This window comes from Streptomyces sp. UF-297, from assembly GCF_058245575.1.
Window position 1 is genome coordinate 24645 of the sequence record NZ_JBSIBZ010000015.1, and the last position, 23675, is coordinate 48319.

20 protein-coding genes are annotated in these 23675 nt (G+C 70.3%); 1 reads left to right on the top strand and 19 read right to left on the bottom strand.

The genetic code is table 11. The features are described 5' to 3' along the window. Positions 1–14 precede the first annotated feature (14 nt). A complete protein-coding gene (locus AC4IJH_RS11610) occupies positions 15–815 on the bottom strand; it encodes an SGNH/GDSL hydrolase family protein (protein WP_490851531.1) in 801 nt (266 codons plus the stop codon). A gap of 275 nt (positions 816–1090) precedes the next feature. On the opposite strand from AC4IJH_RS11610, the gene AC4IJH_RS11615 reads away from it, so the two are divergent. Next, on the top strand, positions 1091–1900 hold the full coding sequence (locus AC4IJH_RS11615; RefSeq protein WP_490851532.1) for a tyrosine-protein phosphatase: 810 nt from the start codon (positions 1091–1093) through the stop codon (positions 1898–1900). Here AC4IJH_RS11615 and AC4IJH_RS11620 read toward each other — a convergent pair. From AC4IJH_RS11620 to AC4IJH_RS11705, 18 genes are all read right to left on the bottom strand, one after another. Then, a complete protein-coding gene (locus tag AC4IJH_RS11620; protein ID WP_490851533.1) occupies positions 1890–3113 on the bottom strand; it encodes a serpin family protein in 1224 nt (407 codons plus the stop codon). The genes AC4IJH_RS11615 and AC4IJH_RS11620 overlap by 11 nt on opposite strands. After that, positions 3110–4492: an aspartate aminotransferase family protein gene (locus tag AC4IJH_RS11625; RefSeq protein ID WP_490851534.1), complete on the bottom strand. Its 1383-nt coding sequence runs from the start codon at positions 4490–4492 to the stop codon at positions 3110–3112. The genes AC4IJH_RS11620 and AC4IJH_RS11625 overlap by 4 nt, the downstream gene beginning before the upstream one ends. Further along, positions 4489–6390 carry a 1-deoxy-D-xylulose-5-phosphate synthase gene (dxs, locus tag AC4IJH_RS11630; RefSeq protein ID WP_490851535.1) on the bottom strand — a complete coding sequence of 634 codons (1902 nt, stop codon included), beginning with the start codon at positions 6388–6390 and terminating at the stop codon, positions 4489–4491. The genes AC4IJH_RS11625 and dxs overlap by 4 nt, the downstream gene beginning before the upstream one ends. A 38-nt stretch (positions 6391–6428) precedes the next feature. Beyond that, entirely contained in the window at positions 6429–7595 is a 1167-nt protein-coding gene (gene ispG, locus AC4IJH_RS11635) for a flavodoxin-dependent (E)-4-hydroxy-3-methylbut-2-enyl-diphosphate synthase (RefSeq protein ID WP_490851536.1), read from the bottom strand. Positions 7596–7599: 4 nt separating this feature from the next. Beyond that, positions 7600–8628 (bottom strand): adenosyl-hopene transferase HpnH, encoded by a 1029-nt coding sequence (gene hpnH, locus AC4IJH_RS11640; RefSeq protein ID WP_490851537.1) that lies wholly within the window; start codon positions 8626–8628, stop codon positions 7600–7602. A 5-nt stretch (positions 8629–8633) separates the two neighbouring features. After that, the gene (locus tag AC4IJH_RS11645) at positions 8634–9290 is read right to left on the bottom strand and encodes a phosphorylase family protein (RefSeq protein WP_490851538.1); all 657 of its coding nucleotides are present in this window, start codon (positions 9288–9290) and stop codon (positions 8634–8636) included. 5 nt (positions 9291–9295) lie between these two features. Further along, the gene (gene shc / locus AC4IJH_RS11650) at positions 9296–11320 is read right to left on the bottom strand and encodes a squalene--hopene cyclase (RefSeq protein WP_490851539.1); all 2025 of its coding nucleotides are present in this window, start codon (positions 11318–11320) and stop codon (positions 9296–9298) included. Between the two features lie 105 nt (positions 11321–11425). Further along, complete coding sequence (locus AC4IJH_RS11655; RefSeq protein ID WP_490851540.1) at positions 11426–12541, bottom strand: polyprenyl synthetase family protein; 1116 nt, start codon at positions 12539–12541, stop codon at positions 11426–11428. Continuing rightward, positions 12538–13983, bottom strand: a complete 1446-nt coding sequence (hpnE, locus tag AC4IJH_RS11660; RefSeq protein ID WP_490851615.1) for a hydroxysqualene dehydroxylase HpnE — start codon at positions 13981–13983, stop codon at positions 12538–12540. The genes AC4IJH_RS11655 and hpnE overlap by 4 nt, the downstream gene beginning before the upstream one ends. Before the next feature lie 112 nt (positions 13984–14095). Further along, the gene (gene hpnD, locus AC4IJH_RS11665) at positions 14096–15049 is read right to left on the bottom strand and encodes a presqualene diphosphate synthase HpnD (RefSeq protein WP_490851541.1); all 954 of its coding nucleotides are present in this window, start codon (positions 15047–15049) and stop codon (positions 14096–14098) included. Next, complete coding sequence (hpnC, locus tag AC4IJH_RS11670) at positions 15046–15912, bottom strand: squalene synthase HpnC (RefSeq protein ID WP_490851616.1); 867 nt, start codon at positions 15910–15912, stop codon at positions 15046–15048. The genes hpnD and hpnC overlap by 4 nt, the downstream gene beginning before the upstream one ends. Positions 15913–16316: 404 nt before the next feature. Next, positions 16317–17102, bottom strand: a complete 786-nt coding sequence (locus AC4IJH_RS11675; protein WP_490851542.1) for an ABC transporter ATP-binding protein — start codon at positions 17100–17102, stop codon at positions 16317–16319. Further along, positions 17095–18024: an ABC transporter permease gene (locus AC4IJH_RS11680; protein ID WP_490851543.1), complete on the bottom strand. Its 930-nt coding sequence runs from the start codon at positions 18022–18024 to the stop codon at positions 17095–17097. Before AC4IJH_RS11680 ends, AC4IJH_RS11675 begins: the two co-directional genes overlap by 8 nt. 95 nt (positions 18025–18119) lie before the next feature. Next, on the bottom strand, positions 18120–18992 hold the full coding sequence (locus tag AC4IJH_RS11685) for a glycosyltransferase family 2 protein (RefSeq protein ID WP_490851544.1): 873 nt from the start codon (positions 18990–18992) through the stop codon (positions 18120–18122). A gap of 14 nt (positions 18993–19006) precedes the next feature. Next, positions 19007–19786 (bottom strand): CDP-alcohol phosphatidyltransferase family protein, encoded by a 780-nt coding sequence (locus AC4IJH_RS11690; RefSeq protein ID WP_490851545.1) that lies wholly within the window; start codon positions 19784–19786, stop codon positions 19007–19009. Next, entirely contained in the window at positions 19764–20825 is a 1062-nt protein-coding gene (locus AC4IJH_RS11695) for an iron-containing alcohol dehydrogenase family protein (protein WP_490851546.1), read from the bottom strand. Before AC4IJH_RS11695 ends, AC4IJH_RS11690 begins: the two co-directional genes overlap by 23 nt. Continuing rightward, a complete protein-coding gene (locus AC4IJH_RS11700; RefSeq protein ID WP_490851547.1) occupies positions 20813–21565 on the bottom strand; it encodes a phosphocholine cytidylyltransferase family protein in 753 nt (250 codons plus the stop codon). Before AC4IJH_RS11700 ends, AC4IJH_RS11695 begins: the two co-directional genes overlap by 13 nt. Beyond that, entirely contained in the window at positions 21562–23364 is a 1803-nt protein-coding gene (locus tag AC4IJH_RS11705) for a DUF5941 domain-containing protein (RefSeq protein WP_490851617.1), read from the bottom strand. The genes AC4IJH_RS11700 and AC4IJH_RS11705 overlap by 4 nt, the downstream gene beginning before the upstream one ends. Positions 23365–23675 lie beyond the last annotated feature (311 nt).

Below are 23675 nucleotides of genomic sequence, written 5' to 3' on the forward strand. Positions count from 1 at the left end.
GTGACCGCCGGTACCTACAGGGGCAGCAGGTTCGGGCGCTTCGGCTCGACGTGATCGCCGGAGGACTCGCCGCGCAGCCGGCGCCCGATCCACGGCACGAGGTGCTCCCGCGCCCAGTGGATGTTGTCCCGCCGCAGTTCGGAGGCGGACTTCTCGGCCTCCGGCGGCCAGGGCTGGTCCGGGTCGGCGGGCACGTCCAGGCCCAGCACCTGGGCCGCGCGCAGCGCCACCCGGGTGTGCCCGTCGGGTGACAGGTGGAGCCGGTCCTCGCTCCAGGCCCTGCGGTCCTGCACGGACTTCAGCGACCACAGGTCCAGCACCGGGCAGTCGTTGCGGTCCGCGATCGCCCGTACGTGTGCCGTGTACGTAGCGATCTTGCCGCGCAGATGCTTGAGCACCGGCATGTCGCGGGTGTCGAAACCGGTGCACACCAGCACCGTGCCGACCGACTCGCGCAGGCTGACCACGGCCCCCTCGTAACGCTCCGCGACGGCGTCCGGGTCGGAGCCGGGGCGCAGAATGTCATTGCCCCCGGCGCAAAAGGTCACGAGCTCGGGGCCGAGTTGCTTCGCGCGGGGCACCTGCTCCTCGATGATCTGGTCCAGGAGCCGTCCGCGCACCGCGAGATTGGCGTACCGGAAGTCGTGCTCCGCCCGCTCTTCCGACAGGAGAACCGCGAGGCGGTCCGCCCAGCCGATGTACGCCCCGTCACTGCCGGGGTCCCCGACCCCCTCGGTGAAGCTGTCCCCGACGGCTGCGTACGACCCGATGGCGCCACTGGCGCCACTTGCGTTGTTCTTCGAATCGTCTGCCACGTCAGAACATACTTCCTTCCTCGAAGTGACCTACGCCACCGTAACCAGGGGTTGACGGCAAGTGATTAATGCCACCTGGTCAAATTCTGATCAAGTCGGAATACGCGTCGGTCAGCATCCCGCCGATCCTTCCCCGGATCGGGTGTCGAACCCGCCCCAATCCTTCCGGGATCAGTACCTCTTCGCTCTGATTGCCGTTTGCACCAATGTCGTATCGTCAAAAGACCCCGAACTCGTCGACGAGCAGCGTCGGCGGCCGACACCGAGGAGTGCCCGTGACGCAGCAGACGCCGCAGGTCCCGTGTACCGAGCCCGAGCTCGCGGAGGTCCGTAATTTCCGCGATGTCGGTGGGCTTCCGACCACGGACGGGCGTCGGGTGCGCCATGGCCGGCTGTTCCGCAGCGGGCATCTGGCCCACGCCACCGAGGAGGACACCCGCTTCCTCGCGAGCCTGGGCCTGCACACCGTCTTCGACTTCCGCAACGCCGCCGACATCAAGCTGGAGGGCCCCGACGTCGCCCTCCCCGGCGTACGGAACATCAACATCCCGCTCACGGACCCGGCCGACGGCGCGGAGTTCTGGGCCATGGTGCGCGACGGCGCGCTGGGCGACCTGCGGACCGCGCTCGGCGACGGCCTGGCCGCGGGCCGGATGTCCGACACCTACCGCCACATCATCACCACCCGCACCGCCGACCACAGCAGAGTGCTGCACGCCCTCGCCGAGGACAGCGTCCCCGCGCTGATGCACTGCGCGGCGGGCAAGGACCGCGCGGGGCTCTCGATCGCCGTCACGCTCCTGGCCGTGGGCGTCGAGCGGGAGGCCGTGGAGGCCGACTACCTCCTGTCCAACGACCCCAGCCGCCGCTACAAGGTCCGCCGCGGCGACTCCTCCGCCGCCGGTATGTCGCCGGAGGTCATGGAGCTGCTCGCGCCGCTGTTCGACGCCCGCGCCGAGTACCTCGCCGCCGCCTTCGACACCATCGACCGCACCTGGGGCTCCACCGAGGACTACCTCACCCAGGGCCTGGGCCTCTCGCCCGAGACCCGCGAGCGCCTGCGCGACCAGCTGCTCACGGACTGAACCGGCCGAACCCGTCGGGGTCGGTGATCCACCCCGCGGCCGTCACCAGGCGCGAGGCCCGGTGCACGGCCAGGAAGCCGAAGGGCCGGTCGAAGTCGGCGCACACCCGCTTCGACCGGTACGGCGCCTCCACCGGGACGCCGCCGTAGCGCGTGCCCAGCGCGGTGACCGCGGCGGCCTCGAACCCCCGCGCGCCGAAGCTCGCGACCGCGCTCTGCCGCGCCGCCGACACCGCGAGCGGCACGTCACTGATGCCGGGGAAGTGGTCCGGCGCCGCCCGGCGCGCACTGCGCAGGCCGAACAGCCGCGCGTGGGCGAGCAGATCGTGCTCCCCCTCCACCGTGAACGCGGCGGTCCGCACATCGAGCCGGGCCTCGCGGTGGTGGCTCCTGGCCTCGGCCACGGTCAGCCCGGGCCCGGCCGTATCCCGCTCCCCGTACGGCAGTTCCGCGCCCCGCACGGTGGCGTACGAGCCGTCCAGCGCGGCCACGCCCCGCGCCAGCACCTCGCCGCCCGCCATCGCCTCGCCGCCCAGCAGCAGCCGCACGTCGATGCCGTTGCCGCCCTCCACCCGCAGCACCGTCAGCGGCCCGGACGGCGTGCGCACCACCGCGAGCGTGTCATCCAGGGCGCCGGTGCGCCGCAGCCCTGTGAGCTTGCGCCCGGCCCACGGCCCGCGCTGCACGCTCACCATCAGCTCGGTGAACGGCGCCCGCCATGTGGTCGCCACACGAAGGGCGTTGGCCAGCACCAGCAGGGTGTCCCCCGCGACCACCGGCGGCATCCGCTCGATCAGCCCGCCGGTGTGGCGGGCGGCCCACCGGCTCATCGCCGCCAGGTCCGCCGCGGCGTCGCCGGTCAGCTCTCCCTGGACGTCCAGGGGGAGTCCGTCCCGCCACGACTGCCTGACCGGCAGCTCCCGGCGGGTCCACAGGCCGATCGCGGCCTCCACGCCCGCCATCCGGCCCAGCGCGCCCAGCAGTTCACGGCCCTGCCCCGCGGCGTCCGCGGCGTCGGTGCCCAGCGCCGCGGACAGCTCCTGGCGCACCCGGCCGTGGGCCGGCCCCGCGAGCAGGGCCAGCAGCGGCCAGACACCGGCCGCGGTCAGGACCGTGCCGCGCTCCCCCACCGCCTCGCGCGCCCAGGCCGCCGTCATGGCGTTGACGGCGGCCACCGTCGCGGCGCCGGGGAGCCGCTCCCCCGCGGGCGTCACCGGTTGGCGACCGCCTGCTTGACCAACGTGCGGCCGAAGTCCCACATCAGCGAGCCGCCGCCGTGCGCGTCGTCCATGACGGCCGTGAACGCCTCGACGAAGCGGTCGACCTCCTTCTCACCGATGACCAGCGGCGGGATCAGCTTGATCACTTCGAGGTGATCGCCGGAGACCTGGGTCAGGATGCGGTGGCGCTGGAGCAGCGGAACCACCACCATCTGCGCGAACAGGCCCTTGCGCGCCGCCTGCAGCATCGCCCAACGGCTGCGCAGGCCCAGCGACTTGGGCTTGCCGAACTCGATGCCCACCATCAGTCCGCGGCCGCGCACATCGTGCAGCAGCTCGTACTTGGGGATCAGCTCGGCCAGCCGGCTGCGCAGCAGATCACCGGTGTGCCGGGCGTTGGCGACGATCTGCTCGTCCTCCATGACCGTCAGCACCGCCAGGCCCGCCGCCATGGCCTGGGCGTTGGACCCGAAGCTGGCGGAGTGCACCAGTACGCGGTCCATGGAGGAGTACACCTTCTTGAAGATCCACTCCTTGCCGAGGGTGGCGCTGACCGGCACATAGCCGCCCGAGAGCGACTTGGACACGCACACCAGGTCCGGCTCGACGCCGTCCTCGTGCTGGTAGGCGAAGAAGTCGCCGGTGCGGCCGAGCCCGGTCTGCACCTCGTCCGCGATCAGCAGCGCCTTGTGCTTGTGCAGCAGCTCCTGTGCGGCGCGCAGGAATCCGGGCGGGGTGGGGTGCACGCCCTTGCCCTGGATCGGCTCGACGACGAAGCCCGCCACGTCCCCGCGCTTCAACTCCCGCTCCAGCGCGGCCAGATCGCCCATCGCGATGGCGGTGTCCGGCAGCAGCGGCGCGAAGCCGTCGCGGAAGCCGTCCTCGCCGTTGACGGAGAGCGAGCCGGTGGTCAGTCCGTGGAAGGCGTGCGTGCAGTACAGCACGCGCGGCTTCCCCGTCGCACAGCGCGCGAACTTCAGGGCCGTCTCGACCGCTTCGGTGCCGCTGTTGCCGAAGAAGACCCGCTCCAGGTGCGGTGTGTAGCTCAGCAGCTTCTCGGCGAGCAGGCCCGGCAGCGGCTGGCAGTCGAAGCGGGTCAGATCGGCGAGGTTCGCGTCCAGTACGTCGTGCAGGGCCTGCCGTACGACCGGGTGGTGTCTGCCGACGCCCATCACACCGAAGCCCGCAAGCATGTCGAGGTAGTCCTGGCCCTCGGAGTCCCAGAAGTAGGCGCCCTCGGCCCGCTCGTAGACCTTGTCGAAGCCGATGGTGTGCAGCATGCGCGGCAGCTGGTGGTTGAGGTGCTTGGTGTGCAGGTCATAGCGCTCCCCGCCGCGCTCGGCGAGCAGTTTGCGCAGGTCGAATCCGGTCACGAGAGGTTCTCCTTACCCACCGCGATGGCCTCCTTGCGGGCCAGCGCGGCACTGATCTGCCCGGCGATCTCGGCCGGTGTCAGGCCGATGTCGGCCAGGACCTCGCCGCGCTTGGCGTGTGCGAGGAACTGCTCGGGGATGCCGAAGGTCCGCAGCGGGACGTCCACCTCGGCGTCGCGCAGCGCCTGCGCCACCGCCGAACCCACGCCGCCGTTACGGCTGTTGTCCTCCACGACCGCGGTGGCCGCGTGGTGCGCCGCGAGCCGGGGGATCGCGGCGTCGACGGGCTTGACCCAGCGCGGGTCCACGACCGTGCAGCCGATGCCCCGCGCGGCCAGCAGCTCCGCCACCTCCAGACAGACCGGGGCCATCACCCCCACCGCGACCAGCAGCACGTCCTCCCGCTCGCCGCGCGCCAGGACGTCCACGCCGCCGACCCGCTCCAGCGCCAAAAGCGGCTTGCCCACCGACTCCTTGGGGAAGCGGATCACCGTCGGCGCGTCGTCGACCTCGACCGCCTCGCGCAGCTGCGCCCGCAGCTGGTCGGCGTCGCGCGGCGCGGCTATCCGCAGACCCGGCACGACCGAGAGGATGGACATGTCCCACATGCCGTTGTGCGAGGCGCCGTCGGTGCCGGTGACCCCGGCCCGGTCCAGGACGAAGGTGACGCCGCATTTGTGCAGCGCCACGTCCATCAGGACCTGGTCGAAGGCGCGGTTGAGGAAGGTGGCGTAGACGGCGACCACCGGGTGCAGCCCGCCGGTCGCCAGCCCCGCGGCGGAGACCGCGGCGTGCTGCTCGGCGATGCCCACGTCCCACACCCGGTCGGGGTAGGCCTCGGCGAACTTCCCCAGGCCCACGGGCTGGAGCATCGCCGCCGTGATCGCCACGATGTCCGCGCGCTCGCGGCCCAGTTCGACCATCTCGTCGCCGAAGACGGAGGTCCACGACGGGCCGCTGGGCGGCGTCACCGGGGCGCAGGTGAGCGGGTCCATCACACCGACGCTGTGGAAGTGGTCCGCCTCGTCCTCCAGGGCGGGCTGGTAGCCGCGGCCCTTCTCCGTGAGGCAGTGCACCAGTACGGGGCCGTGGAAGCCGGCGGCGCGGCGCAGCGCGGCCTCCACGGCCGCGATGTCGTGCCCGTCGATGGGCCCCTCGTACTTCAGCCCCAGGTCCTCGAACATGCCCTGCGGGGCGAAGGCGTCCTTGAAGCCCTTCTTGGCGCCGTGCAGCGACTCGTACAGCGGCTGTCCCACCACGGGGGTGCGCTGGAGCACGTCCTTGCCCCAGGCCAGGAACCGCTCGTAGCCGTCGGTGGTGCGCAGTGTGGCCAGGTGGGCGGCCAGTCCGCCGATGGTCGGCGCGTAGGAGCGCTCGTTGTCGTTGACCACGATGATCAGCGGGCGGTCCTTGGCCGCGGCGATGTTGTTCAGCGCCTCCCAGGCCATGCCGCCGGTCAGCGCGCCGTCGCCGATGACGGCCACGACGTGGTCGTCCTCGCCTCTGACCTCGTTCGCCTTGGCCAGGCCGTCGGCCCAGCCCAGCACCGTGGAGGCGTGCGAGTTCTCGATGACGTCGTGCTCGGACTCCTCGCGCGAGGGGTAGCCGGACAGGCCGCCCTTGCCACGCAGCTTGGAGAAGTCCTGACGACCCGTCAAAAGCTTGTGTACGTACGACTGGTGGCCGGTGTCCCACAGGATGCGGTCGGCCGGCGAGTCGAAGACCCGGTGCAGCGCGATGGTCAGCTCGACCACCCCGAGGTTGGGTCCGAGATGGCCGCCGGTCCGGGCCACCGCGTGGACGAGGAACTGCCGGATCTCTTCGGCGAGTTCGTCCAGTTTTTCCCCGGGAAGCGCTTTGAGGTCGCGTGGTTCCCTGATGTTCTCCAGCATCGACATGCTCGGTCCCCCTCTACAGGCCTGCAAGCTCTACACGTTCAGCTGACGGTCACTTCGGGGGTGCCTGCCAATGCGCCCTCGGCTTCCATGGCGTCGGCGATCTTCATCGCCTCTTCGATCAGCGTTTCCACGATCTTGGACTCGGGGACCGTCTTGATGACCTCGCCCTTGACGAAGATCTGGCCCTTGCCGTTGCCGGAGGCGACCCCCAGGTCCGCCTCCCGCGCCTCGCCGGGACCGTTGACGACACAGCCCATCACCGCCACCCGCAGCGGCACTTCCATGCCCTCCAGCCCGGCCGTCACCTGGTCGGCGAGCTTGTAGACATCCACCTGGGCGCGGCCGCAGGACGGGCAGGAGACGATCTCCAGCCGGCGCCGGCGCAGCCCGAGCGACTCCAGGATCTGGATGCCGACCTTGACCTCCTCGGCGGGCGGGGCCGAGAGGGAGACGCGGATGGTGTCGCCGATGCCCTCGCTCAGCAGCGCGCCGAAGGCGACGGCCGACTTGATGGTGCCCTGGAAGGCCGGGCCCGCCTCGGTGACGCCGAGGTGGAGGGGGTAGTCGCTCTGCGCGGCGAGCTGGCGGTAGGCGTTGACCATCACGACCGGGTCGTTGTGCTTGACCGAGATCTTGATGTCGCGGAAGCCGTGCTCCTCGAAGAGGGAGGCCTCCCACAGCGCGGACTCCACCAGCGCCTCGGGGGTGGCCTTGCCGTACTTCCGCAGCAGCCGCTTGTCCAGCGAACCGGCGTTCACGCCGATACGGATGGGGACACCGGCGTCGGAGGCCGCTCTGGCGATCTCCTTGACCTTGTCGTCGAACTGCCGGATGTTGCCGGGGTTGACCCGGACCGCCGCACAGCCCGCGTCGATGGCGGCGAAGACGTACTTCGGCTGGAAGTGAATATCCGCGATCACCGGGATCTGCGACTTCTTCGCGATCACCGGCAGGGCGTCGGCGTCGTCCTGCGAGGGGCAGGCGACCCGGACTATCTGGCAGCCGGACGCGGTCAGCTCCGCGATCTGCTGGAGCGTGGCGCCGATGTCCGCCGTCACGGTGGTGGTCATCGACTGGACCGATACGGGCGCGTCCCCGCCCACCGCCACCGGCCCCACCTGGATACGGCGCGAGACGCGGCGCGTAGCCAGGGGGCGGGCCGGGACGTCGGGGAGCCCCAATGAGACAGGCTCACCAAGGGTCATCGTGTCACCCGGCGCGGTTGGATGCGACGGTCTCGGTGACGGCGCGCAGGGACTCCTTCAGTGAGCCCATGGTCGCCAGGACGGCGGTGGGCTCGTAGCCGCAGTGCGCCATGCAGTTGGCGCAGCGCGGGTCCTTGCCCCGGCCGTACTTCTCCCAGTCGGTCTTCTCGATCAGCTCGCGGTAGGTGGGGACGTAACCGTCGCTCATCAGGTAGCAGGGGCGCTGCCAGCCGAAGAGCGAGTAGTTGGGGATCGCCCACGCCGTGCAGTCGTAGTCGACCTTGCCTTCCAGGAAGTCCAGGAAGAGCGGGCTGTGGTTGAGCCGCCACTTGCGGCGGTTGCCGCCGGCGAAGGCCTTCTTGAACAGCTCGCGGGTCTGCTCGACCCCCAGGAAGTGCTCCTGGTCGGGAGCCTTCTCATAGGCATAGGCGGGCGAGAGCATCATCTCGTCCACCTTCAGCTCGTCATTGAGGAAGTTGAGCACCTCAATGATCGTCTGGGGGGTGTCGGTGTTGAAGAAAGTGGAGTTGGTGGTGACCCGGAATCCCCGCCGCTTGGCTTCCTTGATCGCCTCCACGGCCTCGTCGAAGACGCCTTCCTTGGCGACCGACTCGTCGTGGCGCTCGCGCATACCGTCGATGTGCACGGCGAAGGCGAAGTACGGCGAGGGCTTGAACTTGTCGATCTTCTTGCGCAGCAGCATCGCATTGGTGCACAGGAAGACGTACTTCTTCTTCGCAACGAGCTGCCGCACGATCTCGTCGATCTGCGGGTGCATCAGCGGTTCACCGCCCGCGATGGAGACCATCGGGGCGCCCGACTCCAGTACGGCGCCGACCGCCTGCGCGACCGGCATGCGCTGCTTGAGCACACCCGCGGGGTGCTGGATCTTGCCGCACCCCTCGCACTTGAGGTTGCAGGCGAACAGCGGCTCAAGTTCCACGATGAGCGGGAACTTTTCTCGCCGCCTGAGCATTTTCTGTTCAAAGAGGTACGTCCCGACCCGGATGGACTGTCGGAGCGGCATAGCCATCTAGCTCACCTCCTGGGGAGCAAAAAAGAACGGTGCCATTCGAAGAAAACAGGCAGGACAGAGCGCAGCACGCGAAAAGCAGTCATTCCACCGCGCAATGTCCCAATACGGACTAGTTCATGTTCTGGAGCGTCCACGACCACCCGTACGGCCGCAACCGGACGGTGCCCTGCCCGCGTAGCGGCGCGCAGGGTCGCGGCGGATTCCATGTCCACCGCGATCGCACCCGCCGTGTGCAGGTCACCGCGTTCGGTACCGCGTACGACATGGTCGGAGCCGCGCAGGAGGCCGGTGTGCACGGTCATGCCCCGTGCCTCCAGGGCCCGCAGCAACGGGCCGTTGTCGCGGCAGACCACGTCCGGCGCGTCCGGACGGTGATCGCGGGTCGCATCGGCGACGACCACGTCCCCGGGGCGCATCCCGGGGGCGAGGCCGGCGCAGAATCCGGTGGCGACCACCGGAGACCGCTCGGTGGCGGAACCTTCACGCAGCGCATGCGTGACGGCCTCCTCCGCCGCCTGTGGCCCCATTCCGGTGCGGAGTGTCACCACAGGTGCGCTCGCGCCGCTGCGGTCGCCGCCGCGCAGCGCGAACCTCTCGATGCCGAGCGCACAGGCGACCAGCAGCGGAGTCTCCGCTTCCGTTAAGGGCGTACGGGCCATGTGCTTCAGGCCCCCAACTGTGCACGGGCCGGTCCGCCGTTGACATAGCGGCCCAGGGCCGTCAGCGGGAAGACCTGGCGGTACAGGTGGTAGTTGATGGAGAAGTCCCAGGGGAAGCCCGTACCGGTGAAGTACGCCTCGTCCCAGGACCCGTCCTCGTTCTGGGTGTCGGTCAGGAAGCGGATGCCGCGCTCGACGGCCTTGCTCTCCCGCTCGCCGGCCGCCAGCAGCGCCATCAGCGCCCAGGCGGTCTGCGACGGGGTCGACTCACCGCGTCCGACCCACTCGCGCTTCTTGTAGGAGCGCTGGTCCTCGCCCCAGCCGCCGTCGTCGTTCTGCACGCTCTGAAGCCAGGCGACGGCCCGGCGCACCGCGGGGTGCGATCCGGGGATGCCGGCGGCGGCGAGCGCGGGCAGTACGGACCCGGTGCCGTAGAGGTAGTTGGTGCCCCAGCGGCCGAACCACGCGCCGTTGGGCTCCTGTTCTGACAGCAGCCACTCGATGCCGCGGCGGGTGCGCGGATCGTGGGTGCGGCCGACCTCGGCGAGCATCTCCACCACATGGGCGGTGACGTCGGAGGACGGCGGGTCGATGACCTCACCGAAGTCGCAGAACGGCAGCTTGTTGGGCAGCGGGCTGGTGTTGTCCGCGTCGAAGGCGCCCCAGGCGCCGTTCTTGGACTGCATGCCCAGGTTCCAGCGCACCCCGCGCTCGACGGCCGAGGCGACCTTCTGCGGGTCGGGGTGCTTGACCTTGCGCAGCGCGATGACGACCTCTGCGGTGTCGTCGATGTCCGGGTAGTTGTCGTTCTCGAACTCGAACGCCCAGCCCCCCGGCTGCAGTTCGGGGCGGCGCACCTTCCAGTCGCCGGGCCGGTCGATCTGCTCGGCGAGCATCCAGTCCGCCGCCTTGACCAGCTGCGGGTGGTCGGCGGGCACTCCGGCATCGGCCAGCGCGATGGTGGCCAGGCAGGTGTCCCACACCGGCGACTGGCAGGCCTCGATCATGCGGGAGCCGTCCTCGCGCCATACGGCGAAACGGTCCAGCGACTCAAGTCCCGTACGCAGCACGGGGTGGTCGATGTCGTAGCCCAGCAGGTGCAGGGCGATGATCGAGTACACCGCGGGCGGCTGGATACCGCCCCAGCAGCCGTCGTTCTCCTGGCGCTCGATGATCCAGCGCGCGGCGGAGCGCATGGCGGTGTGCCGCAGCTTGCGCAGGGCGACCTTGTGGTAGCCGTTGACCACCCTGTCCAGCCGCTGGAACAGGCCGTCCCAGGTGTTGGCCGGGGCGAACGGCCGCGCCGGGTTGGGGTTCTTCGGGTCGGTGTGCAGCTCGTCCAGCGCGAAGGGCGCCGGGCGTACGGGCCGCTTGGCCGAGACGATGGTCAGCGGAACGATGGTCTGCCGCGCCCACTGCCCGAAGGAGTAGATGTTCAGCGGGAACCACTTGGGGAAATACATCAGCTCCGGCGGGAGCTGCGGGGTGTCCTCCCACTTCCACCAACCGAAGAGCGCCAGCCACATCCGGGTGAACACGCGGGCGGAGGCGATGCCGCCTCTCTCGCGCACCCACGCGGAGGCCCTGGCCATGTGCGGGGCCTCGGGCTCGTCACCCGCCAGCCGCAGCGCGACATAGGCCTCGATGGTGGCGGACAGTTCGCCGGGCCCCTTGTAGAAGGTCGCCCAGGCGCCGTCCTCGCGCTGCTCGCTGCGGATGTAGCGGGCGGCGGCCTCGGTGGTCTTGGGGTCCTGTATACCCAGGAACTGACGGAGCAGCAGGTCCTCGGCGTCCATGGTGACGTTGGTCTCCAGGTCGCCTTTCCACCACCCCGAGGTGTCCTGGAGGGAGAGCAGGTAATCGGTGGCGCGGGAGGTGGCCCGCCGCGCCTGGTCCGCCGTCTCGTGCACAACGGCGGTGTCGGTCTTGCCGGTTGACTCAGTACGTTCGGTTGCTTCAGCGGTGGCATCGCTGGCCGAAGGGACGCGGGGAGGCAGGGCCCCGGTGCTTCCGTCGGTCGTCGCTGTCATGGCTTCCCCTTTCAACAGTTGGTCGTCTGCCGTGCTGGGGCTCCCGTCGGCCGGCCCCCCAAGGGCACCGGCCGGCGACTGCGATCTAGGTCGGTTTGATGGTGATCATCTCTCTCGTACGACGACGAAGTCCGCGAGCGCGACAAGCTGCGCGCGGACCGACTCGGGCATGTCCACCTCGTCCAGGGCGGCTACGGCAGTGGCGTGCTGGCGGCGGGCCTCCTGGGAGGTCCACTCGCGGCCACCGGCCTCCTCGATGAGGGCCGCGCGCGAGGCGAACTCCTCCTCGGTGAAGTCGGCGATCTCCGTCTCGCTCTTCTTGGCGTCGGCCGCCAGGATCTGGGCGAGCCGCTCGGAGGCCGGGCCGCCGGCGTCCAGCGCCGCGACGACCGGCAGCGACTTCTTGCGCTGGCGCAGGTCGCTCCAGGTCTGCTTGCCGGTGGCCTCCGGGTCGCCCCAGATGCCGAGCAGGTCGTCGACCGCCTGGAAGGCGAGGCCGAGGTGGTAGCCGTACTTCTCGAGGATGTCTGCGGTGCGGTCGTCGGCGCCGCCCAGCACGGCGCCGATGGAGACGGCGCACGCCAGCAGCGCACCCGTCTTGTTGCCCTCCATCTCCAGGCACTCGGCGACGGAGACCCGCTCGCGGTGCTCGTAGGAGATGTCCTGGGCCTGACCGTCGATCAGTTTGCGGGTGGCGAGGGTGAGCCGGCGCGTGGCGCGGCCAGCCTCCACCGTCCCCAGCTCCAGCAGGACCTCGTTGGCGAGCGCGAAGAGCGCATCGCCCACGAGGATGGCCTGCGCCGGGCCGTGCACCTTCCACACGGTGTCGCGGTGGCGGCGCTGCTCGTCGCCGTCCATCAGGTCGTCGTGCAGCAACGAGAAGTTGTGCACCAGCTCGACGGCGACGGCACCGGGGACGCCGACCTCGGGAGCCCTGCCCGCGACCTCGGCGGACAGCAGCGCGAGGGCGGGCCGGACGGCCTTGCCGCCGTCGCCCGCCGACGGGCGGCCCTCGGCGTCGATCCAGCCGAAGTGATAGGCGGCGACGGTGTCCATCGGGGGCGCCAGCCGGTCCACGGCGGCACGCAGCACCGGGGTGGCGAGCTTGCGCCCGCGCTCCAGCAGCGCGGTGACACTCTCGGTGTCGATAGCTGGGGAAGCCGGACTCACGGTTTCTCCTCTGTTTCCGATGCTCGTGCGTGCGCTCGTGCTCGTGGTCATGCCGCCTCCTGGGGCAACTGTCCCTGGGGGAAGCCGAGTTCGGACAGTGCCGCACGGGCGGCACTGATGCCGCTGCGCACAGCGCCCTCCATGGTCGCGGGCCACCCGGTGGCGGTCCACGCACCGGCCAGGTACAGGCCGGGAGTCTTGGTGGCGGCTGCGGGCCGCAGCCGGCCCACGCCCGGGGTGGGCGCGAAGGTCGCGGTGCGCTCACGGGTGACGAAGAAGTCCCGCACCCCTGCGCCCCTGGCGGCCGGCAACAGCCGCTCCAGCTCGGGAAGGTAACGCTCCCTCAGGGCGGCGACCGGCTGGTCGATCTCGTCCTGCGCGGCGGACTGCGACACCGCCAGGTACTGGCTGCCACTGCCTCCGGGGGAACTGAGCAGACCCGAAGCATCCGTACGGTCGAAGACCCACTGCACCGGCGAGCCGAGCGCCGCGAAGAAGGGGCGGCGCAGCACCTTGCGGTCGTAGACCACATGGAGGTTGAGGATCGGCGCGGTGCCGATGTCCAGCAGCCGGTCCTGGCCGTCCAGGGTGCCCTCGGGCAGCAGTGCGTGGGTCTCGCGCTGCGGCAGCGCGAAGACGACGGTGTCGGCCTCCAGCTGCTCGCGCCCGTGCGGCCCGTTGTCGACCGTCACCTGCCAACTGCCCTTGTCCGTACGGGAGACGGCGCTGGCGCGGGTACGCAGCTCGATGCGCACCCCCGCCTTCTCCAGGGCGGTGCGGGCCAGGGTGTCGTGCACATCGCCGAGCGGGACCCTGGACCAGCCGATGTCGGCGGCGCCCGGATCGGAGAGCAGTCCGGTCTTGAAGACCTTTGCCGCCAAACCCATTGACGCATCGTCAGCTCTGGCGTTGAGGGTGGCGACGCCCACCAGGTCCCACAGCGCCTCGATCGTCCGGTCGGACTGTCCGTGCCGGCGCAGCCAGCTGCCGAAGTCCACACCGTCCAGCGCCGGGTCGGCGGGGTCCAGCTTCTGCAGGGCCAAGGTGGCGCGCCCGACGCCCGCCCGCTCCGCGAGCGAGAGGTGCGGGTACAGGGCCAGGCTCTTGGCCAGGTGCAGCGGCACCGGCAGCGCGGTGCGCCGCAGCCTTCCCAGCCGCAGCCCTTCGGCGTCCAGTACGGGAACGTCCATGCGGTCCTGGAGCGGCACCAGGTGGCGGCCGCCCACGCGCTCCAGGAACCAGTCGTAGGCGGTGCAGCAGCGCAGGTAGACGTGCTGGCCGTTGTCGACGGTCAGCTCCCCCGCCGCCGAGTCGCGGCGGAAGGAGAAGACCAGTCCGCCCAGCCGCGGGCGGCCCTCCACGAGAGTGACCCGCAGGCCCGCGTCGGCCAGCGCCAACGCGGAGGTGATGCCCGCAAGACCGCCCCCAATGACCACCGCAGCCGCCCCCTGGGGACGGCCTGCCTCATGTGCACTGTGCCGGTCGGGCTGCATCTGAGATGTCATTCGCCCTCCCTGTGTTCCGCAATCATGGACGCGACTACCCGGCCGGGGGTTGCCCGCCTCCGTACGCCTGGTTGGTATGTCAAGTACGCCTCGCGGCGCATCACCCGCGCCTCCTGACGGCCTGCCGGCGGCCGATCGCCCGCGCGTCCAGACCGGAGAGCCCGCGTACCGCCACAAATGCCTTTTCCCTGCCGGGAAGTGAGACACGGCCTCGCAGTACGGCCTCGGGATCTGCGGCGATGCGGTCCAAAAGGCGGTGATAGATACCGGCCATGGCCGCAACACAAGCGCCACTGCGCCGGTCGAGCATGGGCAGCAGCTTGAAACCGTCGGCGAACAGGGCGCGGGCGCGCCTGACTTCGAAGTGGACCAGTCCGGAGAAGTCCGCGCCGGGCGGCGGTACCGGACTGTTGAAGCCCGCCGAGCAGCCGAACTTGGCGAGGTCGTCGGACGGGAGATACGTACGGCCGTTGCCCGCGTCCTCGCGTACGTCTCTCAGGATATTGGTCAGTTGAAGGGCCAGCCCCAGCGTATCGGCGTACTCGGCGGCGTGTTCGGCCTCCAGCGCGCCGGGAACAGTACCGAACACCCCCAGCGACAGCCGCCCGATGGCCCCGGCCACACAGCGGCAGTAGGCCTTCAGGTCGTCCCAGGTCTCGTACGTCTCGCCGCGTACGTCCATGAGCACGCCGTCGATCAACTCGTCCAGCCCGCCCAGCGGAACGGGAAAGCGCCGGGCGGCGTCCGCCAGCGCGACGGCGACCGGATCGGTGTCGTCCTCCTCCACGCCTCCCTCGCGCACGCGCGCGAGCAGAGCGCGGGTCTCTTCCAGCCGCCGCTGCTTGGCGTCGGGCTCCAGCACGCCGTCACCGATGTCGTCCACGCGCCGCGAAAAGGCGTACAGCGCCGACATGGCCTGCCGCTTGTCGGTCGGCAACAGCCGGATGCCATAGGCGAAGTTGCGGGCCTGCTGCCCGGTAACGGCCTCGCAGTAACGGTATGCAGCGAGCACCGGCGCGGACGTGTGAGCGATTGCCTCCACGGTCCGACTCACCCCTCTCTTCGCAATGTCGCCCCCACCTCGCGCAGCAGGCTGAGCTTGGTCGGCTTGGGCGGTCCAGGGAGTACGTCGTGATCGGCGGCCGCCACCGCCTTGAGAGCGGCGCGTCCTCCGGCCACGTAGCCGGCGAGCAGCAGCTTGAGCCTGCCGTGGACGCTACCCACCAGCGGGGTGCCTTCATTCAGCAGCTCGCGGGCGCGTTCCGCCTCGTACGCGATCAGCGCGCGCACCGATGCGCCCCCGCTGGGGGCGGCCAGATCGGCCTCGCTGACGCCGAAGCGTTTCATGTCCTCTGCGGGCAGGTAGATCCGGTCCCGGCCGAGGTCCTCGGCCACGTCCTGCAGATGTTCGACGATCTGCAAGGCGGTGCAGACCGCGTCCGAGCGCCGGATGCGCTCGGGGCTCGCCGTGCCGGTGACGCCGAGGACGAAGCGGCCGACGGGGTTGGCCGACAGCTTGCAGTAGTCGAGCAGTTCCTCGTAGGTGGCGTAGCGGCGCACCCGCTGGTCCTGCCGGTTGGCCTCGATCAGCCCGAGAAAGGGCTCGGGGGTCAGCTCCCGGCGCCGTACGGTCGGGCCGAGGCGGCGCATCAGCGGATGTCTGGGCCCCGGCGCCTTGTTGCTGAAGACCCGGTACAGGTCGGCCTCCAGCGCGTCCAGCATCGCGAGCCGGTCCTCGGTCTGCTCCCGCTCCAGCCCGAGGAGCACGGCGTCTCCCCCGCCCGGCGCCAGGTCGCCGTCACCGATGTCGTCGACCAGGCGCGAGAAGCCGTAGACCGCCATGAGATCGCTGCGCCAGGCGCGCGGCAGAAAAAACGGTGCGACCGGGAAATTCTCGTGCGCTGCCTTGTCGAGCACGGTGCGCGACTGCGCGTCCTCCTCCGGGCTCACCGGAGGCTGCCCGGCGCGTTTCGGAGCCGGAGAGTTCCAGTAGCCATTGCCGTCACGTCTCCCGTTCTACACCGCCAAGCTAAAACATCCCATTTCGGACACGCCGCAGGTCACGACCCGCCCCATCGGGCCCCCCATAGCCAGCGCACGCGAGACATTGCCCGACTTGTGTCACTTGTGCTGTTCAGCACCCGTACAGCTTACGCCGTACATCTCATCAGCGTCCGACGGGGTGCCGAACCGTGAAGCAACGATCCGGTCAACATCGAACCGGGTTTAACTGTTCCTCATCTCGGCGAAGTTGACCATCTATTAACAGCCAAGACCCCCGCGAGCCGGGCTCGCGGGGGTCTTGTGGCGCAGCGGGCGGGTTACTTGCCCGTTTCCTTCTCATACGCCTTGATCACTTCGTCGGTCGGGCCGTCCATCAACAGCTCTCCGCGCTCCAGCCACAGCACCCGGTCGCAGGTGTCCCTGATCGACTTGTTGTTGTGGCTGACCAGGAAGACCGTGCCGGCTTCCTTGCGCAGTTCACGAATCCGTGCTTCGGAGCGCTTCTGGAAGCTGCGGTCGCCGGTGGCCAGCGCCTCGTCGATCATCAGGACGTCGTGATCCTTGGCGGCGGCGATGGAGAACCGCAGCCGGGCCGCCATACCCGAGGAATAGGTGCGCATCGGCAGGGAGATGAAGTCGCCCTTGTCGTTGATGCCGGAGAAGTCGACGATGCCCTGGTAGCGCTCGCGGACCTGGTCGCGGGACATCCCCATGGCCAGTCCGCCCAGGATCACGTTGCGCTCGCCGGTCAGGTCGTTCATCAGCGCCGCGTTCACGCCCAGCAGCGAGGGCTGGCCGTGGGTGTAGACCTTGCCGCGCTCCGCGGGCAGCAGGCCGGCCACCGCCTTGAGCAGCGTGGACTTGCCGGAGCCGTTGGTGCCGATCAGACCGATCGACTCACCGCGGTAGGCGGTGAAGGTGACGCCCTTGACCGCGTGCACCTCGCGGACGCCCGCCGCGGGCCGACGGCGGATGATGCGGCTCAGCGCGGCCGTCGCGCTCCCCTTGCCGGTCTTCCCGCCGTTGACGCGGTAGACGATGTGCAGCTCGTCGGCGATGACGGTCGGAATGCGCGCCTCGGCGGCGCCTTTGTCGTCAGCCACGGCCGTACCGCTCCTCAGCCTTCCAGAAGTACACGAAGCCGCCGACGGCGACCAGCGCCGCCCAGCCGCACGCGACCGCCCAGACGTGCGGCGGCAGGTGATCGCGGCCGTACCCGTCGATCAGCGCGAAGCGCATCAGGTCCATGTAGATGGCGGCCGGGTTCCACTGCAGGACATCGGCGATCCACTGCGGGTGGCTCTCCAGCATCACGCGGATGGAGAACATCACGCCGGACGCGTACATCCACGTACGCATCACGAACGGCATCAGCTGCGCGAGGTCGGGGGTCTTGCTGCCCAGCCGGGCCATGATCAGCGCGAGACCGGTGTTGAAGAGGAACTGCAGCGCGAGGACCGGGACGATCAGCAGCCACGACAGCCGCGGGTAGCTGCCGAAGCTGACGCAGACGACGAAGACCACGATCATCGAGAACAGCAGCTGCTGGAGCTGCTGCAGCGAGAACGAGATGGGCAGCGAGGCGCGCGGGAAGTGCAGCGCGCGCACCAGGCCCAGGTTGCCCGAGATCGACCGGACGCCCGCCATCACCGAGCTCTGCGTGAAGGTGAAGACGAAGACTCCCGTGACCAGGAACGGGATGTAGACCTCGCGGTTCATGCCCTTGTCGGCCTTCAGGATCAGGCCGAAGATCAAGAAGTACACGAGCGCGTTGAGCAGCGGGGTCGCCACCTGCCAGAGCTGGCCGAGCTTGGCCTGGCTGTACTGGGCGGTGAGCTTCGCCTGAGAGAAGGCGAGGATGAAGTGACGGCGTCCCCACAGCTGGCGGACGTACTCGAAAAGTCCCGGCCGGGCACCACTGACGGTCAGGCCGTACTTGGCGGCCAGCTCGGCCGGGGAGAGCCCGTCATCGGGCGACGGTGGCGCGGTCACCGCGACTCCGCCGTCATGCGTTGTCTCACTCACGAGGGGAAACTTTCGTATTCAGATGCGCAACCGGTCGGGCATAGGCGTGGGCCAGGGACCGGGGTATGGCCCGAATGCTCTCAGACCCGAGCTTGTCAGATGACGGGAGGTCGGCCCAGTCGGGTCAGGCGCCAAACGGTACGCCACTTCATGGGACGCCTGGGACCGCACGGGCTGCTCCAGCCCTCCCGGAAGCCGCCCAGCCAGGCACGCAGCGCGGGCCGCGAGGGCCGGCGGGCCAGGGTGAGCAGGAACCAGACACCGAGATAGACCGGAACCAGCGGGGCCGGAAGGTTGCGGCGGGCCAGCCAGACGCGGTTGCGCGCCACCATGCGGTGGTAGACCGCGTGCCGGTTGGGGGCCGTGGTCGGGTGGAACAGGACCATGTCGGCCCGGTAGTCGATCATCCAGCCGGCGTTCAGGGCCCGCCAGGCCAGGTCGGTCTCCTCGTGCGCGTAGAAGAAGTCGTCGGGCAGCCCGCCGACCTCCTTGAAGACCGTGGTGCGCACGGCGTTGGCGCCGCCGAGGAAGGTGGTGACCCGGGAGGAGCGCATCGGGTCCGAGGCGCGCAGCCGCGGGACGTGGCGGCGCTGGGTCTGCCCGGTGTCCGGGTCGGCGATGCGGAAGCTGATGATGCCGAGCTTCTTGTCGCGGGCGAAGGCATGGCGGCACAGCTCGGCGGTGTCGGTGTTGGCCAGCAGACCGTCGTCGTCCAGGAAGAGCAGCGCGTCGACCTCGCTCCCGCCGGGGCCGAACGCCTCGATGCCGACGTTGCGGCCGGCCGGGATGCCGACGTTCTCGGGCAGCTCTACGGTCCGTACGCCCTCGGGGAGCTCGGGCAGCGGCGATCCGTTGCCCACGACCACGACCTCGATCGCGTCGCCTTCCTGTTTGGCGACGGAGTCGAGGAGCGCGCGCAGCTCCTCGGGGCGGTTGCCCATGGTCAGGACAACCGCGCCGAGCTTCATCTGGGGAACTCCCGTCACTTGAGCCTGCTGGAGGCGAGGATGGACACGAGGTGCAGCAGGGTCTGCAGGAGTGCGATGCCGGCGAGCACGGCGACGCCCAGGCGGGAGAAGAACAGGTCGCCCCTGACCTGGTCCACGATCGCGATGACGAGGATCAGCAAGGACGCCTCGACCCCGAGGATCAGCCGGTGGAACTTCAGCGCGGCGGCGGCCTTGCGGGCCAGCGCCATCCCGGAGGAGCGCGGCTCGGACGCCGCCTCCTTCACCGGCGGCTTCCCGGTCTGGTGGCGGGCGACGCCGACGAGGTCGGTCTCCGCCTTGATCAGGATGGCGCCGAGGGCGGCCAGGGTGCCGAGGAAGGCCCACAACCAGTCGATACGGCCCTGACCCCAGATGTCCGCGGCACGCAGACCGAAGCCGACCAGGACCGCGGCGTCGCACAGGTAGGCGGCGACCCGGTCCAGGTAGACCCCGGCCATCGAGTACTGCTTCTTCCAGCGGGCGATCTCGCCGTCGACGCAGTCGAGCAGCAGGTAGAGCTGGACCATCACCACGCCGAGCACCGCGCCCCAGATCCCCGGCACCAGCAGGGCCGGGGCCGCGAGGGCGCCCGCGACGGTCATCACGTAGGTCAGCTGGTTGGGCGTGACCCGGGTGTTCACCAGGTGCCGGTCGATGCGCAGGGAGATCTCGCGCATGTAGAGCCGGCCGGCCCAGTGCTCGCCGCTCCGCCGGTCCTTCACGCCCGGGGGGTGAACGACCGGGCGGAGTTCAGCTACCGATGGTTTTTGCATAGTCGGCGTATGCGTCCCTGATCTGGTCGGTGGACAGGTCCAGGTGCTCCAGGATCGTGTAACGACCGGGGCGGGTCTGCGGTGCGAACGCGACCGCCTTGACGAACTCCTCGTCGCTGAAGCCGATCTCGCCGGGGGTGACCGGCAGACCGTGGCGGCGCAGTACCTCGACCATCAGCGCGCCGGTCTCCCGGTCCCCGCGCAGGTGCGTGGCAAAGGCCGCGCCCAGGCCGCACTGCTCGCCGTGGCTCGCCGAGCGCTTGGGGTAGAGGATGTCCAGCGCGTGGTTGATCTCGTGGCAGGCGCCGGAGGCCGGGCGGCTGTCGCCGGCCACCGACATCGAGATGCCGGTCAGGACCAGGCCCTCGGCCAGGACCTGGAGGAAGCCGTCGTCGCCGACGCCCCCGGGGTGGCGCAGCACGGCCTCGCCGGCCTGCCGGGCCATGGCCGCGGCCAGGCCGTCGATGGCCTCGCCGGTCTCGCGGTGGGACAGCTCCCAGTCCGCGACGGCGGAGATGTTGGAGATCGCGTCACCGATGCCGGAGCGGACGAACCGGACCGGGGCCTCGCGGATCACATCGAGGTCGATCACCACGGCGATGGGGTTGGGCACGCCGTAGGAGCCGCGGCCCGCGTCGTTGTCGAGGGTCGCCACCGGCGAGCACAGGCCGTCGTGCGAGAGGTTGGTCGCGACCGCGACCAGCGGCAGGCCGATACGGGCCGCGGCGTACTTCGCACAGTCGATGATCTTGCCGCCGCCGAGGCCCACGACGGCGTCGTAGTGCCCCTTCTTCATGGCGTCGCCCAGCTTGATCGCGTCGTCCAGCGTGCCGCCGCCGACCTCGTACCAGTCGGCGCCGGGCAGCGCGGGGCACAGCCGCTCCCGCAGCCGGGCGCCCGAACCACCGCTGATGGCGATGGCGAGCTTCCCGGATGCGGAGATGCGCTGATCGGCCAGCAGGCCCGCCAGGTCGTCCAGTGCGCCGGCGCTGATGTCGACGACGACCGGGGACGGAATGAGGCGGGTCAGTACTGGCATGCGATCTCACGGCCCTTCGCGAGGTCGTCGTGGTTGTCGATCTCGACCCACTTGACGTCGCCGATGGGCGCCACGTCGACCTTGAAGCCGCGGTTGACCAGCTCCTGGTAGCCGTCCTCGTAGTAGAGGTCGGGGTCCCGCTCGAAGGTGGTCTTCAGGGCGTCGGCCAACTCCTCGGCGGCCTCGCCCTCGATGAGGGTGACGCCGATGTACTCACCGGTGGCCTCGGCCGGGTCCATCAGCTTGGTGATCTTCTGGACACCCTTGTCGGGGTCCACGACGACCTTCATCTCCTCGTCGGCCAGCTGCTTGACCGTGTCCAGCGCGAGGATGATCTTCTGGCCGTTGCCGCGGGCGGCGAGCAGGGTCTTCTCGACGGAGACCGGGTGCACGGTGTCGCCGTTGGCGAGGATCACGGTGTGCTTGATGGAGTCACGGCCGCACCACAGGGAGTAGGCGTTGTTCCACTCCTCGGCCTTGTCGTTGTCGATGAGGGTGAGCTTGAGGCCGTACTTGGCCTCCAGCGCCGCCTTGCGCTCGTACACGGCTTCCTTGCGGTAGCCGACGATGATCGCGACCTCGGTCAGGCCGATCTCGGCGAAGTTGCCGAGGGTCAGGTCGAGGATGGTCGTGGCCTCACCTTCCTTTTCAGGGCCTACCGGCACCAGTGCCTTGGGCAGGGTGTCGGTGTAGGGGCGAAGACGCCGTCCGGCGCCGGCTGCCAGCACGAGGCCGATCATGCGGGTTCTCCTTCATCGTGTACGGCGGGTGCATTGGAGGACACCCAGAAACGGATGCTCTCGAAGAGCACCAGCAGCGCCAGGACCACCGCGAGAGCGGTCAGGGCGATGGTGAAACCTGTGTCGGTCAGGGCGGCCGAGGCGATGGCCACGGCCAGGGTCCGTCCCTCGTGTCCGCCGGTCGCGCGCACCAGCCACTTCGGGGGCGCACCGGTGCCGCCACGGATGCGGTAGACCGTGTCGTAGTGATGGTAGGCGACCGCCGCGACCAGCCCGAACGCCGCCGGAAGCGCTCCGTCCGCGCCCGAGCGGGCCGCCAGCACCAGGATCGTGACGTACTCGCCGACGCGGAAGAGGGGCGGTACGAGCCAGTCCAGGGGGCCCTTGAGGGGGCGGGCGACGGCCGCGCCGGCGAAGAGCGCGTACACGGCGGCGCCGAGCACCGGCCACCAGCTTCCCGCGCTGTGCCAGAACAGCTGGGACAGCAGGAACGCCAGGCCCGCGAAGGCCGTCACCGGAGCGGTGACGCTGCCGCGCGCGGCCGGGCCCTTGGCCAGGAGCTCGGCGACCGGGCCGGTGTCGGCGAGGTCGGCGAGCGCCTGCGCCGCGCGGTCGGTGCGGCGGGCCCGCCGGGTCAGCGAGCGCAGCACGCGGCCCGCCGTGGTGTAGCAGGCGGCCAGCGCGCAGCCGATGAGCAGGGCGTAGAAGACGATGCGGGGCGTGGTCAGGGCCGTCAGGACGGCGATCATCGCCCAGCGCTCCCCGATGGGCAGCACTATCATCCGGCGCACCCAGACCGTCCAGCCGACGCTGTCCAGCTTGTCGGAGAGGGCGGCGGTCGGGCTGGTGTTGGCGGTCGCGACGATGCTTCCGACGTGCGCCTCGTTGAAGGAGAAGTCCACGACGTGGCGGCAGGTCTGCAGGACCATGGCGCCCAGCGCCAGCATCCAGACGTCGTCGCCGCCGCGGGCCGCGCCGAGGGCGAGCCCCGCGTAGTACGCGTACTCCTTGGCCCGGTCGAAGGTGGCGTCCAGCCAGGCGCCCATCGTGGAGTACTGCAGGGAGTAGCGGGCCAGCTGGCCGTCGGTGCAGTCCAGCACGAAGGAGAACAGCAGCAGCGCGCCGGCGGCGACGAAGCCGCCGCGGGTGCCGGTGGCCGCGCAGCCCGCCGCGATCAGCGCGGTGATCAGGGAGGCGGTGGTGACCTGGTTGGGGGTCAGTCCGCGGCGCGCGCACCAGCGGGCGATGTAGCGCGAGTACGGGCTGATGAAGAAGGTGGTGAAGAACCCGTCGCGGGACTTGACGGCGGTGCGCAGGCGCACGGCCTCCTCGTCGACCGCGGCGAGCGCCACCTGGGCGTCGGTGCGCTGGGCGGGGGTGAGCGGCACGGTGGCCACCAGGCTGCCCGGCTCCACGCGCTGCACGCCGACGCCTTCGCTCTCCAGCGCCTCGCTCAGCGCGTCGGGCAGGACGTCGGTGCGGTGGGCGCTGCCGGGGCCGGCCGGGACGGCACCGGCCACGCGGGTGAGCGCCGCGCGGGCCTCGGGCTGGGCGGTGAGGGCGCCCTGCACCGCGGCGACGGCAAAGCGGGGGTCGGTCAGTGCCAGCCGCAGGGCGTGCCGGTGTCCCACGAAGCGGGGGTCGACCAGGGCCACCCGCTCGTGCGCGGGGGCCGCGGCGAGGAGTTCGGCCGCCGTGGCGGGGTCGGGCGCCGTACGGACGTCGAAGCCCAGGGCACGCAGGTCACCCTCGAGCGGCGACCCGGCGACCGGCGGACCGGTGAGGATGGCGGTCGACAGACGAACTCACTCCTTGGAAGCTGACGAGGCCGTGCCGGTCGGTCCGCATTCGGACCGATCTACCCGGGCGTCGGACGTGGCACACCTCGGTGCCCGAGAGGGCGGGGACACGTCGGCAGAGGTTATCGGATCGCCGGATGCGGCCGTTCACCGCGCATTCACCGCACGATCGGGTGACCGACGGCTGCGCCTGCCGCGATCATCATGGTCGATCGGGCCGCCCATGAACAACTGGCGCCCGCCGGGGCGCCGGTGACGCTCCCGTGGGCCGTGGCCCGAAGCGGCCCCGCGAGGGTGGCGGGGGCGGCGGA